Consider the following 14,361-nt stretch of genomic DNA (forward strand, 5'->3'; position numbering starts at 1 on the left):
GTGTTGCCCCGTGTCAGTGGATGCGCATTATAGGGAGCCGCGATTTTTGCGCAAGGGCTTTTTTGACGTTTTTTGTCACTTTAAAACCGTTCGCTCAAAATTCATACTGAAGCGGTTTTTTTGACTAGTTTTGATCTGATTCAAGTTGCCTTTGACGTGAACACTTATAATAGTCATATGAAATGCAATTAAAGGTGGCTATATGCAAATTTTGGATGCACAAAAGGAAAACAAAATAGTGCCCCTGTTCCGGCTGGGGTTTCGCGTATTTTTTCTTGGCGGAGCCTTGTTCTCCTGCCTGGCCATGCTGGTGTGGCTGCTGTCTTTAAGAGGTATGGCACTGCTGCCCGGTGTCAGCAACCCTATCTGGTGGCACGCTCATGAAATGATCTTTGGTTTTGGTCTGGCCATTATCGCGGGGTTTGTACTTACCGCCATGCAGAACTGGACTGGCATTCCCGGCGTGCGCGGCTGGCCGCTGGCACTGGTTTCCGGTCTCTGGCTGCTGCCCCGCTTGCTGATGCCGTTGCGAGGCGAGCTGAACGACCTGGTGATAGTGCTGGATTTACTCTGGTTGCCCTTGGTCGCCGGCTTTCTGGCGCGGCCGGTTATTCAGGTAAAGCAATGGCGCAATCTGTTCTTTGCTCCCCTGCTGATGTTTATGATGTTGCTAAACGCGCTCAGCTACTACGCGGCATTCAGCCATAACTGGCTGCTGGCGGAGCGGGTGTTCACAACCGCCGTGTTGGCGATTGCCGCTCTTATTACTGTTATGGGCGGCCGGGTGATTCCGTTTTTTACTGCCCGAGCCACCGGTACCGACAAACCTGATGCCATTCCTGCACTCGAGAAACTGGCACTGGGCTCTATCTGGCTGGCCACCCTGGGCTGGTTGATGCTGCCGAGAACCTCGCTGTTTAATGGTTTACTGGCCTTGGTACTGGTGATTGCCGCTGTGACGCACTTTGTTCGCTTATCCCGCTGGAACAACAAGCTGACCAAAGACATTCCGCTGCTGTGGGTGCTGCACATCGGTTATTTGTTTGTTCCACTGGGGCTGCTGGCCATGGCGGCCGCCATCCTTAACTGGGGCATTACAGTGTCACTGGCCAGTCACTGGCTCACTGCCGGTGCCATGGGCACGGTAATCCTGGGTATGATTGCCCGTGTGTCTCTGGGCCACTCGGGCCGGCCACTGGAGCTGAAAAAGCCCATGGTCATCGCCTTTATGCTGGTGATTATTGCCGGCCTGGTGCGCGCTCTGTTACCCATGCTGGCCCCCGGCCTGACCCGTATGGCTTATGATGTGAGCGCTTTGGCCTGGGTGATGGCCTTTGGTCTCTTCTGCCGGATTTACTGGCCCATACTGACACAACCCAGAGCCGATGGCCGGCCGGGTTAAGCGGTGAAGAGTGAGCAAGGGCGCAACTCGAAGCATCAGCGCGGTTGCACTCCGCCGACACGCTGCGAGTACATCCATGTAGCGCTCGAAAATGCCATCCATGGCATTTTATGGTCGGCTCCGGCAATCCCCACTGCTACTTCGGGCAACACCGGCGTTGTCTGCTTGCTGTCAGTCAGCTCAATGCGCTCCGAGGAGGGCAAAGGGTGTCTGCTTCGCCGTGCCCTTTGCGCCAGGGAAGGCGCAACGGAGCCTACATGGATGTATTCACGGCGTGCCGGAGAGGCAGTGCGCTTTGTCCGACGGTGGTGCACTACTCATCAAACGATAATATTAGACAGCCTAACCCCTTATGGCTGAATTACTGGTTCAGTACCAGGCCGTTGTCGTCGGCATCGAGTGTCAGTACTTTACCGGGCACCACTTTGCCAGAGAGCATGGCCTGAGCCAGGGGATCTTCCACCTTGCTCTGAATGGCCCGCTTGAGCGGCCTTGCACCAAACAGCGGATCGAACCCGGCAGAAGCCAGCTTGTCCAGCAGGGCATCGGTCACCGACACGTCATAGTCCATGGCCTCAAGCCGCTGCACCAGCCCTTGCAGCTGAATGCGGGCAATGGACTTGATCTGCTCCTGCGCCAGCGGATGGAACACCACTATTTCGTCGATACGGTTAATAAACTCGGGGCGGAACTGATGCCCCAGCACCTCCATCAGCATGGCCTTCATCTGATCATAATCTTTGGAAGCACTGTGCTCCTGAATAAGATCCGATCCGATGTTGGAGGTCATGATCACCACCGTATTACGGAAATCCACGGTACGGCCCTGACCATCGGTCAGGCGGCCGTCATCCAGCACCTGCAGCAGAATGTTGAACACGTCCGGGTGCGCTTTTTCCACCTCGTCCAGCAGGATCACCGAGTAGGGTTTGCGCCGCACCGCCTCGGTCAGGTAACCGCCTTCCTCATAGCCCACGTAACCGGGAGGCGCGCCCACCAGACGGGACACAGAGTGCTTCTCCATAAATTCCGACATATCGATGCGCACCATGGCGTCACGGCTGTCGAACAGAAAATCCGCCAGCGCCTTGCACAGCTCGGTTTTGCCCACCCCGGTGGGGCCCATAAACAGGAAGGAGCCCACCGGCCGGTTGGGATCCGACAACCCCGCCCGGCTGCGGCGAATGGCATTGGAAACCGCATCCACCGCCTCGTTCTGGCCAATCACCTGCTCATGCAGGCTGTCTTCCATACGCAACAGCTTGTCTTTTTCCCCTTCCAGCATTTTGGCCACGGGAATGCCGGTCCAGCGCGACAGCACATCGGCAATTTCTTCATCGGTAACCCGGTTTTTCAGCAGGTGCTGCTCCTGCATCTCGGCCTGAGCGGCCAGATCCAGCTGTTTCTCCAGCTCGGGAATGCGGCCATACTGCAGCTCGGACATACGCGCCAGATCGCTGGCCCGGCGGGCCACTTCCAGCTCCTGACGAACCTGCTCCAGCTCGGCTTTGATATGCTGAGTGCCTGCCAGTGCGGCTTTTTCAGAGGTCCATACCTCTTCCAGCTCGGCATATTCCTTTTCTTTCTCGTCCAGCTCGTCGCGAATAAGCTGCAATCGTTTGCGGCTGCCTTCGTCGTCTTCCTTGAGCAGCGCCTGCTCTTCCAGCTTTAACTGAATAATGCGCCGGTCGAGTTTATCCAGCGGCTCAGGCTTGGAGTCGATCTGCAGACGAATGCTGGACGCTGCTTCGTCGATCAGATCAATGGCCTTGTCGGGCAACTGACGATCGGCAATGTAACGGTGAGACAGCGTCGCCGCCGCCACGATGGCCGGATCCGTGATCTGCACATGGTGGTGCAGCTCATAGCGTTCTTTAAGACCACGCAAAATGGCGATGGTGTCTTCCACCGTCGGCTGATCGACCAGCACTTTCTGAAAACGCCGCTCCAGCGCTGCGTCTTTTTCCACATACTGACGATATTCATCCAGTGTGGTCGCACCCACACAGTGCAACTCACCCCGGGCCAGCGCCGGTTTGAGCATATTGCCTGCGTCCATGGCCCCTTCGCCCTTGCCGGCCCCCACCATGGTGTGCAGCTCGTCGATAAAGAGGATCACCCTGCCCTCTTCCTTGGCAAGCTCGTTCAGCAGCGCCTTGAGCCGCTCTTCAAACTCACCGCGATATTTGGCACCGGCGATCAACGCGCCCATATCAAGTGACAGTACCCGTTTGTTCTTGAGCCCTTCCGGTACCTCACCGTTAATAATGCGCTGGGCCAGTCCTTCGGCAATGGCGGTTTTACCCACGCCGGGTTCACCGATCAGCACAGGGTTGTTCTTGGTGCGCCGTTGCAGCACCTGAATGGTACGGCGAATTTCATCATCCCGGCCGATCACCGGATCCAGCTTGCCCTGCTCGGCCCGCTCGGTGAGATCGATGGTGTACTTTTCCAGTGCCTGACGATTTTCTTCCGCATTCGGATCATCTACCTTCTGGCCGCCACGCACTTGATCAATGGCCTTGGTAAGCCTGTCTTTGGTCAGCCCCACCCGCTTGAGCAACTCACCCAGCTCGCCCTTGTCATCAAGGGAGGCAAGCAGAAACAGTTCGGAAGAGATGTAGGCATCCTTACGCTGCTGAGCCAGCTTGTCGCACTGGTTCAACAGCCGGCCCAGCACAGGGGATACCTGCACATCCATATCGCCGCCGCTGACTTTGGGCAGGCGGTCAAGAGATTTATCGAGCTCTACCCGCAGGGCATTGCCGTCCACGCCGGCAGTGGTGAGCAGCGGGCGTATGGTGCCGCCCTCCTGGTTAAGCATGGCTACCAGCAAGTGAGCCGGTTCTATATAGGCATGATCCCGCCCCAGCGCCATTGACTGGGCGTCTTGCAGGGCAAGTTGAAATTTACTGGTAAGACGATCAAGACGCATCAGCTTTCTCCTCAAACGCCCGCACAGCGGGCATACAAGCTTAATTCTGATACTAAGAATGGGGACTTTCGACGAATTTTCAACCGGTGCTTATTGGTTTTTACTCATTTAACCAGACCATGGTGGCCATGCGTCCGGTCTGGCCGTCGCGCCGGTAGGAAAAAAATCGTTCAGAGTCAGTGAAGGTGCAGTATTTACCACCGTAGATATGGTGCACCCCAGCTGCTGCCAGCCGCAGCCGGGCCAGATGGTAAATATTGGCCAGCCACTTCTCTCCATGAGCCACAAAGGCATCTTGCGCCAGCGCCGAGTGCGCCATAAAGGCATCGCGCACTTCGCTTCCCACTTCAAAGGCAGTGGGGCCTATGGCCGGGCCCAGCCAGACCAGCACAGAGGCAGGATCCGCGTCCATTTCCTGCAGGGTGGCTTCCAATATGCCGGCAGCCAGCCCGCGCCAGCCGGCATGGGCAGCTCCCACTACGGTACCGGCTTCATCACAGAATAGCACCGGCAGGCAGTCGGCCGTCATCACAGTACAAATCTGTCCGGGTGTACGGCTGATCACCGCATCGGCGGTAAGATTGTCGTTTTCTGCCGGCAGGGTGAGCACACGAGTGCCGTGCACCTGCTCCAGCCACAACGGATCTTCCGGCAAATTAAGACACGCCGCCAGTCGCTCCCGGTTGGTGCGCACATGGGCAATATGATCGCCCACATGAGCGCCCAGATTCAGGCTGTGCCAGGGGGCGGCACTCACACCACCGGTGCGGGTGCTCTGAGCCGAGCCAACATTGGCCGGTGCCGGCCAGTTGGGCAGAATTATATCCATACCAGATCATCCGGATGTGCTTCGGTGTCGGCACGCAGCACCTCCACCAATTTAACCATGTCGTCGGGAATAGGTGCATGCCATTCCATCAGCTCACCACTGATAGGGTGCTCCAGCCGCAGCATAACCGCATGCAGCGCCTGGCGTTTAAAGCCCCGCAAAAAGTCCATCAGCTCCGGCTCGGCGGCCCGGGGCGGCTTGAGCCGGCCACCGTATACCGGATCCCCCACCAGCGGATGCTTGAGGTGAGCCATATGCACACGAATCTGGTGGGTACGGCCGGTTTCCAGCCGCACCCGCAAGCGAGTGTGGGCGCGGAATTTTTCCATCACCCGGTAGTGAGTGACCGCCGGCTTGCCGGAGGGAATCACCGCCATCTGAATGCGCTGAGTAGGATGACGACCAATATTGGCGTCTACCGTGCCGCCGGCGGTCATATGGCCAATGGCCACGGCTTCATATTCCCGAGTAATATTGCGCGCCTGCAGCGCCGTAACCAGATGGGTTTGCGCCGGTATGGTCTTGGCCACCACCATCAGACCTGTGGTGTCTTTGTCGAGGCGGTGCACTATGCCGGCACGGGGCACCTCGGCAATGGCCGGGCAATGATGCAGCAGCGCATTGAGCAAAGTGCCGTCGGGGGTGCCGGCACCCGGGTGCACCACCAGACCGGCGGGTTTGTTGATTACCATAATGTCGTCGTCTTCATAGACGATGTTCAGTTCAATGGCCTGAGGCTCGAACCGGACTTCGTCTTCCAGCTCGGCGTTCACCACCACCTGCTGGCCCGGCAGCACCTTTTCCCGGGGCTTGCTGACGACTGTGCCGTCGATTTGCACCAGATCCTGCTGAATCCAGGTTTTAATGCGTGAACGGGAATAATCGGGGAACATTTCCGCCAACGCCTGGTCCAGACGTTGACCGTATTGATGATCGGCGACGGTGCCGTTCAGTTCGATATGCTGGCTCATGAAGACCACTGGTTACCAAATAGGATTTAATTGGTTATTCTAGCGGTTCTTGACGCTGAGCTTAATCAGTTTCCGAATTTTGCAATCACAATGGACTTTTCAATGGCGAAACAATCAAGCCTCTGGCTCACCCTGACACTCACTCTGGCGCTGGCCGCCACCGGCTGCTCCAGCACCAGCAAGAACGACGTTCCGGACGAGGCACCGGAAGTACTGTATCAGGACGCCCGGGAACGCCTGCAGGCCGGAAACTACATTCGCGCCGCCGAGTTGCTGGAAGCCATGGACTCGCGCTATCCGTTTGGTGCCTACTCCAATCAGGTACAGCTGGATCTCATTTATGCTTACTACAAACAGGACGATACAGTACGGGCGTTGGCCAACATAGATCGCTTTATTCGCCTGAACCCCAATCACCCCAGCGTGGACTATGCCCGCTATATGCGCGGTCTGACCAATATGTCGGCAGACTACAATTTCTTTCAGAACCTGTTCAACATAGATCGCGCAGATCGTGATCCTACCTATGCACGCCAGGCCTTTGCCGATTTTCGTCAGCTGCTGCGCCAGCACCCCGACAGTGTTTATGCCGCTGATGCCAAGGCCCGCATGATCAGCCTGAAAAACCGTCTGGCCCGATATGATCTGGCAGTGGCCAATTATTACGTAAAACGCAAAGCCTGGCTGGCTGCCGCCAACCGGGCCAAGTTTGTAGTGGAAACCTATCCCGACACCGAGCAACTCAAGCCCGCTCTTGAGATTATGGAGCAGGCTTACAACAAACTGGGCCTGACCGAAATGGCCAACCACGCCAAAGCAGTGCTCAAGGCCAACTATCCTGCGGGGTAAGTTTCCTGTCGGTTAAATGCAAAAAACCCGCAACAGCGGGTTTTTTATTACCTGATATTCAGCCTGCCGGCATCACTCACTGGCTGAAAAATAAGCCGTGAGAAAGTCATCAAAGCTGACGGTGTCGGACTCTTCCAGCTTGCGCTGACGGGCCAGAGAACGGGCTCCCTCTTCGTCAAAGTAGCTATCATCCCAGTAACGGGGCAGCACATCGGCAAAGTGTTCGCCGTAGCGACGGGACAGCTCCATGCCAAAGGGCAAAATGTCGGTGTTGCGTTGTTTCAGCTCGCTCAGCACTTTTGCCGACAGGGTCAGCCCGGGATCGCGCATGGCCGCCAGTTGCTGCTCGTGCGCCTTGCCGTAACAGCCCCTGCCACAGCAGGCGTCAAGCAGTGCCGCCACGTCTGCCAGCCCGGCAAAGTAATGCTCGCCCAGTTCCTTTATGGTGATGTCGTCCTGGTTAAACTGCTCCAGCATCAGACCCGGCTTGCGCCCTTCCATCACCACCTTGTTGAAATTGCGCCGGTTAAGGGCAATTTCGTCTTCTTCCAGCGGTGCCGAGGGCGTGAGCAGACACCAGAGCAGGAAGGTATCGAGAAAACGGATCTGCTCAGGCGCTATGCCCACCGGCGAGAAGGGATTTACATCCACCGAGCGCACTTCAATATATTCCACCCCCCTGGCTTCCAGCGCTTCCGACGGTTTTTCGCCGCTTTCGGCGGTACGCTTGGGCCGGATGGGCGCATAGAGCTCGTTTTCAATCTGCAGCACATTGTCGTTGAGCTGACGGTATTCGCCATCCACTTTCACGCCAATGCGGGCAAACTCGGGGGCGTGAGTGCCAATGGCCCGGCGCAGACTGGCCACATATTCATCCAGGCTGTTCAGGGAAATATTCAGTCCGGCCTGAGCATTGTTGGTGTAGCCCAGATCCGACATGCGCAATGAAGTGGCATAAGGCAGATAAAGAGTGCCCTTGCCCAGCCGCTCAAAGGGCAGTTTATGCTCCCGGCCCTGCAGAAAGGAGCCACACAACGCCGGCGAGGCACCGAACAGATAAGGAATAAGCCAGCCAAAGCGGTAGAAATTACGAATCAACCCCAGGTAGGCTTCAGAAACAAAATCCTGCAGATAACTGCCGTTACCTTCCAGCTCGTGCCATTCTACCCAGAAGCTGTCGGGCATGGAGAAGTTAAAGTGTACTCCCGAGATCACCTGCATGCTGCTGCCATAACGATGATGCAGCCCCTGCCGGTAGAGGGTTTTCATGCGGCCCACATTGGAACTGCCATATTGCGCCAGGGGAATATGTTGATCGCTTTTCAGCAAACAGGGCATGCTCAGCGGCCAGAGCTGTTCGCCATCCAGATGACGCACCGTATAACGATGAATATCACTGAGCTGAGCCAGCAAGGTTTCTACCGAGTCAGATACCGGCGTAATGAACTCCATCAGTGACTCGGAAAAATCAGTGGTGATATGAGCATGGCTCAGGGCCGAGCCCAATGCACTGGGATGGGGGGTATGCGCCAGCTGGCCGTCGGGAGTAATACGCAGACTTTCACGCTCTATGCCGCGACGAATGCCCTTGATGGAAGGCAGTTTGTCGGAACGCTGAAATGCCCGCAGGCGCTGCTGCAGGGAAGCGGTTGTTTTGGTCATTATGGTTCGCTCTTGGCCGCGGTGCTTGTTAGCACCGCGGGAGGCTTGGCCTCGTTATTCAATGATTAAATCGTGCATGGGAAGATTGAGTTCTGCCAGTGATTTTTCAAGTTTTGTCTTGTCACCGGCAACGACAATAACCATTTGCTCAGGATCCAGCCACTTTTTGGCCTGTTCGGTCAGAGTGGCGGCATTTACTTCAGACACAATTTGCTGCTGCTGGCTGAGGTAATCCGGCGACAGCTCCAGCATGGCCAGGTTCAGCAGAAAACCGGCTTTCTTGCCCAGGGTTTCATAACTAAGGGCATCCTGCTGGGAGTAACTGCTCTTCAGATAGGCCAGCTCTTCCGCCGTGGGTCCTTTAGCAGCAAATTGCTGCATTTCCTGCAGAACTTCGGTAATGGCACCGGCGGTGGCATCACCGCGTACATCTGCCGATACCACAAAGGCACCCGCCTCCCGGTTGCCGCTGAAGTAGGAATAGGCACCATAGGTATAGCCCTTGTCTTCCCGCAGGTTCTGGTTAATACGGCTGTTGAAATTACCACCCAGGTTATAGTTCATCAGCTGGCCATAAAAGTAGGGGCCAGTAGCATCCACCGGCAACGCCCGGCGGCCTGCCCGCAATACGGACTGAACCGCCCCGGGCATATCAATAACATAAATACCCGGCTCGGCGGCCTGTTCCGGCACGTCAATTGTCGGCAACGCCGGAGCATCCCCCTGCCATTGGGTCAAAAAACCAAGCTGCGTTTTTGCCTGATCGGCAGACAGGTCGCCGGCAATAATCACATGGCCGTTTTTGGGGTTGTAGTAGCGTTGATAAAAGGCTTTTACCTGCTCCAGCGTAAAGCTTTCCAGATTTTCCGGCATGCCCTCGTCGGGCAGACCCAGCCGGCTGTTGCCATACATCAGCTCATTAAACCCTTGCTGTGCCAGCCAGGACGGCTGATTACGACTCTGGGCCATGGACTCCAGCATACGCGCTTTTACCTTGTCGAAATCTGCCTGACGAAACCCCGGATGGAACAGCAGCTCTTTCACCAGCTCAAGAGTCGCAGGCAGCTGGTCAGTCAGGCTGGTCACTTCTATCAGATTGGTATAAAAACCACTGCGCACATTCACACTGGCCCCCAGCCGCTCCAGCGCTTCGCTGAAGTCACCATTACTGAGCCGCTCGGTCCCCTGATCCATCATGGCAGCAGTCAGGGCCGCCAGCCCTGCTTCGCCCTCGGCTTCGGCGCGCTGGCCGCCGGGAAGGGCAAAGATCAGCGACACAGCCGGAATTTCGTCGTTTACCGTGCCCAGAAGCTGAATATTGTCGCCAATGGTTTCCTGCCACAACGGTGGCACAGCCACACTCACCGGCTCGCCGGCATTGGGTATCACACTGCGGTCAAAGTCGTCCTGCACGGTGCGCAGGGGCAGCTCGTCAATATGCTGCCGCTCGGGCAGCTCCCGCTCGGGCGTGACATAATCCGGCTCCGCGGCCTGCCAATCGGTCTTGCCCGCAGGCACCACACTCAACAGAGCGTGAGGCTGATTTTTGAGATAGCGCTGATAGGCAGCGGTGACTTCATCGGGCGTGGTGCCGGCCAGTTGTCGCCAGGCATTGATGGCATACAGGGGATCGTCCTGCAGCACCTGCCCCAGTGACAGCTGACGGGCCTTGCCCCTGGCGCTGTCGAGGCCAAGAATAAGATCAGCGCGCAACTCGGTCACTGCCTTGGATACGTCCTCGGGCTGAATGCCGCGCTCCACCACGCTGTTGATAATGCGCTCCACATCGGCCTTGAGCGGGGTTAAATCGCCGTTTTTAGACGGGTTGGCGTAGGCCCAGATGCTGAAGGTACAGGCCAGCTCGGAGCAGTAGTGCCCCGCTCCTGCCGACACCGCCTTGCCGGTTTCTACCAGTTCCTGATAGAGCAGCGAACTCTTGCCGCCACCCAGCACATTGGCCAGCACATCCAGCGCCGCTTCGTCTTTGTTACCCAGCCAGACGGTAGGGTAAGACACATACAGCATGGGCATGCGAATGCGTGAGTCTTCCAGGGTCTGATGACGGTTGCGTTCCAGTTTTGCCGGGGCCGGCTCGGCCCGCTTGACCTCGGGGCCGGCAGGAATGGGACCAAAGTATTTTTCTATCCACGCCAGCGTCTGCCCGGTGTCGAAATCACCGGAGATCACCAGGGTGGCGTTATTGGGGCCGTACCAGCGCAGAAAGAAGGCCTTGAGATCGTTAACATCCACTCTGTCCAGGTCTTCCACATAGCCGATGGTCGGCCAGCTGTAAGGATGGTCGCGGGGATAGAGCAGCTCATCCATGCGCTCCCCCACCAGACCATAGGGTTGATTATCAATGCGTTGTGCCCGCTCGTTCTTGACGGTGTCGCGCTGAATTTCAAATTTGCGCTGACTCACCGCCTCCAGCAGAAAGCCCATGCGATCGGCTTCCAGCCAGAGCACCTTTTCCAGATGATTGGCGGGCACGGTCTGAAAGTAATTGGTTCTGTCCTGATTGGTGGTGCCGTTCATGGTGCCGCCGGCTTCATTGATCAAGCGAAAATGCTGCTGATCTCCCACATGCTTGGATCCCTGAAACATCATGTGCTCAAAAAAATGCGCAAAGCCGGTTTGATCCGGCTCTTCCCGCGCGGATCCGACATGGTAGGTCACTTCCACATGAGCCAGGGGATCGGACTTGTCGGGGTTGAGGATCACCGTCAGACCATTATCCAGCCGGTACTGCTGGTAGGGGATCACCAGCTCATCCTGACCTTTCTCCACTGTTTTTATCAGCGTGGGGGCTGCCTGAGCGGCCAGCGGGCACAACAAGAGTAACAACGACCAATACTTCATGAAGTTTCCTTATGTTTACAACAATGCCGGTCAGCCCCGCAGCAGCACCTTGCCACGGGTATGACCGGTTTCTATCTGGCGGTGGGCGTCAGCACCGTCGGCCAGCTCAAAGACCTGGCTTACTTCCACTGTTAGCCGCCCTTCTGCTACCGCATCGGCCAGCATGGCCAGCTGCTCATTATCATTCTCCTTGAGCATGCCGGTGGCACGAATACCTTTCTTTTGGGCGGCGGCAATGACCTGATCGGCAGTAATGGTGGGCACCGTCACCACACGGCCATTTGGTTTCACCTGAGACAAAAGTGTTTCACCAGAAGTTCCCCCCACCAGATCAAGAAACAGATCCACCGGCGCTATGCTGGCCACAGCCGCATGATCGTGATAATCCACCACTTCGTCGGCACCCAGCCCTGTCACAAAGTCCTGATTGGCCGTTGAGGTCAGCGCCACCACAGTGGCACCTTCCGCTTTCGCCAGCTGTACCGCCAGGTGCCCCACACCACCTGCAGCGGCGGAAATCAGCACCCGCTCGCCCTGTTGCAGGCCACCATGAACCATCAATCCCTGCCAGGCGGTAGTGCCGGCCAGCGCCAGGCCACCGGCCATTTCGTAAGAGACTTCATCAGGCAGCGGCATCATTTCATCGCAATTCACTACCAGTTCTTCGCTGTAGGCTCCGCCTCTTACCAGCCCGAATACTCGGTCTCCAGGCATAAAGCGACATACCTCCGAACCGACTTCCAGTACTTCTCCGGCCACTTCAAAACCCGGTGACCAGGGCAGGCTGTCTTTGATGGCTTCAGCTCCCCAGCCCAGCCCGGCACGGGTTTTGGCGTCCACCGGGTTGACCCCGGCATAATGCATTTTAAGACGCATTTGCTTGGATGCCAGCGGCGGATGGTCGGCTTCGGTCAGTTGCAGTTTTTCCGGGCCGCCAAAGGCAGTAATGACAAGCTGTTTCATATCGGACTCCTTTTCCATGTGAGGCTCATGCAAGCAGCACCATAGCACGGCTTTGTTCAGGCCTGAAGGCTGGTTGGCGTGCCGCCTCGGTCTTGCTACAGTGCAATGAAGCATAGACGACAACCCCAGAGGAATGGCCATGACCCGATTGTTTTTGCTACCGCTTATTCCAGCGCTGCTGTGGTTTTTCTTTTTGCTGTACCACCACATTCCCATCAAAAAAGGGGCCAAAGGGTTTTACTGGATAATGGGCCTGGGCTGGGGTCTGGCGGCCTTCCTCAGTCTGATGATGGTGCTCACCCGCTAACACACAGCTTTGTTTTCACCAGTAGTTTTCCATCAAGATCTGACCGGGTTTACGGCGCAGGTGTTTCTGCAGGCCTTTGTTTTTTAGTTCAGTAAGAGTGTCACGCACCATTTGCGGGTTGCCGCAAAGCATCACCCGGCTGTGCTCTGGAGTGAATGGGAGGCCGGCCTTTCGCTCCAGACTGCCATCACTGATGGCATGAGTAATGCGGCCGGTCTGGGTGCCGCCGGTGTCTTCGCGGGAAACAAAAGGAATATACTGAAACTGACTGCGCCCTTCAGTGAGCTCTGCTATCTGTCGCCGATAACCCAGCTCGTCGGCAAAACGCACGCCATGCACCAGCACAATGTTCTCGAACTGCTGCCAGCAGCTGCCTTCCGCCAGCATGGAAACAAAGGGCCCCACCCCGGTGCCGGTGGCCATCAGCCATAAGTCCCGGCCGCAAGGCACCTCATCGAGAGTCAGAAAGCCGGCAGCACTATGCTGCACCAGCAGTTCGTCACCCACCTCAAGATTGGCCAGCCAGGGTGTAAGCTGCCCTTCAGGAATGGTGATCACGTAAAACTCGGGATCCTGACCGGGAGCATTGACATAGGAATAAGCCCGGGCCACTTTTTTATCGTCAGTGTGCAGCGCCAGTTTGGTGAACTGACCGGCCTTGAACGTTGCCACATCAGCATCCAGCACCAGTGAAAAAAGATTATTCGACCAGGTTTTACGGGCTTTGACCCGCGCTGTGATCCAGTCTGCCATAACGCGCCCTCCCTCAGTGTTTCTTCCACTTTAGCCGGAACGCGGGCAATAAAAAACCCGCGACAAGCGCGGGTTTTTTCAAAGCGGTGCCTTAACTCAGGCAGCTACCACCTGGATGGTAACAGTCGCTTTAACATCAGCGTGCAGCTGAACACCGATTTCGTATTCACCTACGTTACGCAGAACGCCGTCGTACAGACGAACTTCGCTCTTGGCTACTTCAACACCGGCAGCAGTGATGGCATCGGCCACGTCACGGGCACCGATGGAGCCGAACAGCTTGCCTTCGTCGCCAGACTTGGACTCGATAACAACGGCTTCCAGAGCAGCCAGTTGATCAGCACGGGCCTGGGCAGCAGACAGCTGATCGGCCAGTTTGGCTTCCAGCTCGGCGCGGCGGGCTTCAAACGCTGCTACGTTGTCTTTGGTCGCCAGTACTGCTTTGCCCTGAGGCAGCAGGAAGTTACGGGCATAACCGGACTTTACGGTTACCTGGTCACCCAGGCCGCCCAGCTTGGCGATTTTATCCAGCAGAATTACTTGCATGATTACCTTTCCTCTTTACAGGTACGAGTTAGGCCGCTGCTTACTTGTGCAGATCGGTGTAAGGCAGCAGGGCCAGGTAACGAGCGCGTTTGATCGCACGGGCCAGCTGGCGCTGATATTTAGCGCGGGTGCCGGTGATGCGGCTCGGTACGATTTTACCGGACTCGGTGATGTAGTTCTTCAGGGTAGCGATGTCTTTGTAATCGATCTCGGTAACACCGTCAGCGGTGAAACGGCAGAACTTACGACGACGGAAATAACGTGCCATGATTCTCTTCCTCTACT

At 56.7% G+C, this 14,361-nt stretch carries 12 protein-coding genes; 3 read left to right on the forward strand and 9 right to left on the reverse strand.

The genetic code is table 11. From position 1 onward, the window contains the following. The first annotated feature begins 202 nt into the window (after positions 1 to 202). Positions 203 to 1,402: an NnrS family protein gene (locus G364_RS0115340; RefSeq protein ID WP_019936024.1), complete on the forward strand. Its 1,200-nt coding sequence runs from the start codon at positions 203 to 205 to the stop codon at positions 1,400 to 1,402. A gap of 361 nt (positions 1,403 to 1,763) precedes the next feature. Here the strand turns inward: G364_RS0115340 and clpB are convergent, their stop codons facing one another. The 3 genes from clpB to rluD all read right to left on the reverse strand — a co-directional run bounded on the left by clpB (position 1,764) and on the right by rluD (position 6,137). Then, positions 1,764 to 4,337 (reverse strand): ATP-dependent chaperone ClpB, encoded by a 2,574-nt coding sequence (gene clpB / locus G364_RS0115345; protein ID WP_019936025.1) that lies wholly within the window; start codon positions 4,335 to 4,337, stop codon positions 1,764 to 1,766. A 100-nt stretch (positions 4,338 to 4,437) separates the two neighbouring features. Further along, entirely contained in the window at positions 4,438 to 5,166 is a 729-nt protein-coding gene (gene pgeF, locus G364_RS0115350) for a peptidoglycan editing factor PgeF (protein ID WP_019936026.1), read from the reverse strand. Then, positions 5,157 to 6,137, reverse strand: a complete 981-nt coding sequence (gene rluD, locus G364_RS0115355) for a 23S rRNA pseudouridine(1911/1915/1917) synthase RluD (protein WP_019936027.1) — start codon at positions 6,135 to 6,137, stop codon at positions 5,157 to 5,159. The genes pgeF and rluD overlap by 10 nt, the downstream gene beginning before the upstream one ends. Positions 6,138 to 6,239: 102 nt before the next feature. Here rluD and G364_RS0115360 point away from each other — a divergent pair, with 102 nt between their 5' ends. After that, entirely contained in the window at positions 6,240 to 6,986 is a 747-nt protein-coding gene (locus G364_RS0115360) for an outer membrane protein assembly factor BamD (RefSeq protein WP_019936028.1), read from the forward strand. Positions 6,987 to 7,058: 72 nt separating this feature from the next. On the opposite strand, the gene gshA is transcribed toward G364_RS0115360, so the two are convergent. The 3 genes from gshA to G364_RS0115375 are packed head-to-tail and all read right to left on the reverse strand — an operon-like array spanning position 7,059 to position 12,470. Then, entirely contained in the window at positions 7,059 to 8,648 is a 1,590-nt protein-coding gene (gene gshA / locus G364_RS0115365) for a glutamate--cysteine ligase (protein ID WP_019936029.1), read from the reverse strand. Between the two features lie 54 nt (positions 8,649 to 8,702). Next, positions 8,703 to 11,507: a M16 family metallopeptidase gene (locus G364_RS0115370; RefSeq protein ID WP_026344946.1), complete on the reverse strand. Its 2,805-nt coding sequence runs from the start codon at positions 11,505 to 11,507 to the stop codon at positions 8,703 to 8,705. 30 nt (positions 11,508 to 11,537) lie between these two features. Next, the gene (locus G364_RS0115375; protein ID WP_026344947.1) at positions 11,538 to 12,470 is read right to left on the reverse strand and encodes an NADP-dependent oxidoreductase; all 933 of its coding nucleotides are present in this window, start codon (positions 12,468 to 12,470) and stop codon (positions 11,538 to 11,540) included. Between the two features lie 139 nt (positions 12,471 to 12,609). Between G364_RS0115375 and G364_RS17250 the strand changes: the two genes are divergently transcribed. Beyond that, entirely contained in the window at positions 12,610 to 12,777 is a 168-nt protein-coding gene (locus G364_RS17250) for a hypothetical protein (protein ID WP_156816528.1), read from the forward strand. A gap of 15 nt (positions 12,778 to 12,792) precedes the next feature. Here the strand turns inward: G364_RS17250 and G364_RS0115385 are convergent, their stop codons facing one another. The 3 genes from G364_RS0115385 to rpsR form a co-directional block, all read right to left on the reverse strand. Continuing rightward, the gene (locus tag G364_RS0115385; protein ID WP_019936033.1) at positions 12,793 to 13,530 is read right to left on the reverse strand and encodes a ferredoxin--NADP reductase; all 738 of its coding nucleotides are present in this window, start codon (positions 13,528 to 13,530) and stop codon (positions 12,793 to 12,795) included. Between the two features lie 96 nt (positions 13,531 to 13,626). Then, the gene (rplI, locus tag G364_RS0115390) at positions 13,627 to 14,076 is read right to left on the reverse strand and encodes a 50S ribosomal protein L9 (RefSeq protein ID WP_019936034.1); all 450 of its coding nucleotides are present in this window, start codon (positions 14,074 to 14,076) and stop codon (positions 13,627 to 13,629) included. 40 nt (positions 14,077 to 14,116) lie between these two features. Beyond that, positions 14,117 to 14,344 (reverse strand): 30S ribosomal protein S18, encoded by a 228-nt coding sequence (rpsR, locus tag G364_RS0115395; RefSeq protein ID WP_014291460.1) that lies wholly within the window; start codon positions 14,342 to 14,344, stop codon positions 14,117 to 14,119. Between the last annotated feature and the right edge of the window lie 17 nt (positions 14,345 to 14,361).

The organism is Oceanimonas smirnovii ATCC BAA-899 (genome assembly GCF_000381965.1).
Classification (GTDB): Bacteria; Pseudomonadota; Gammaproteobacteria; order Enterobacterales; family Aeromonadaceae; genus Oceanimonas; species Oceanimonas smirnovii.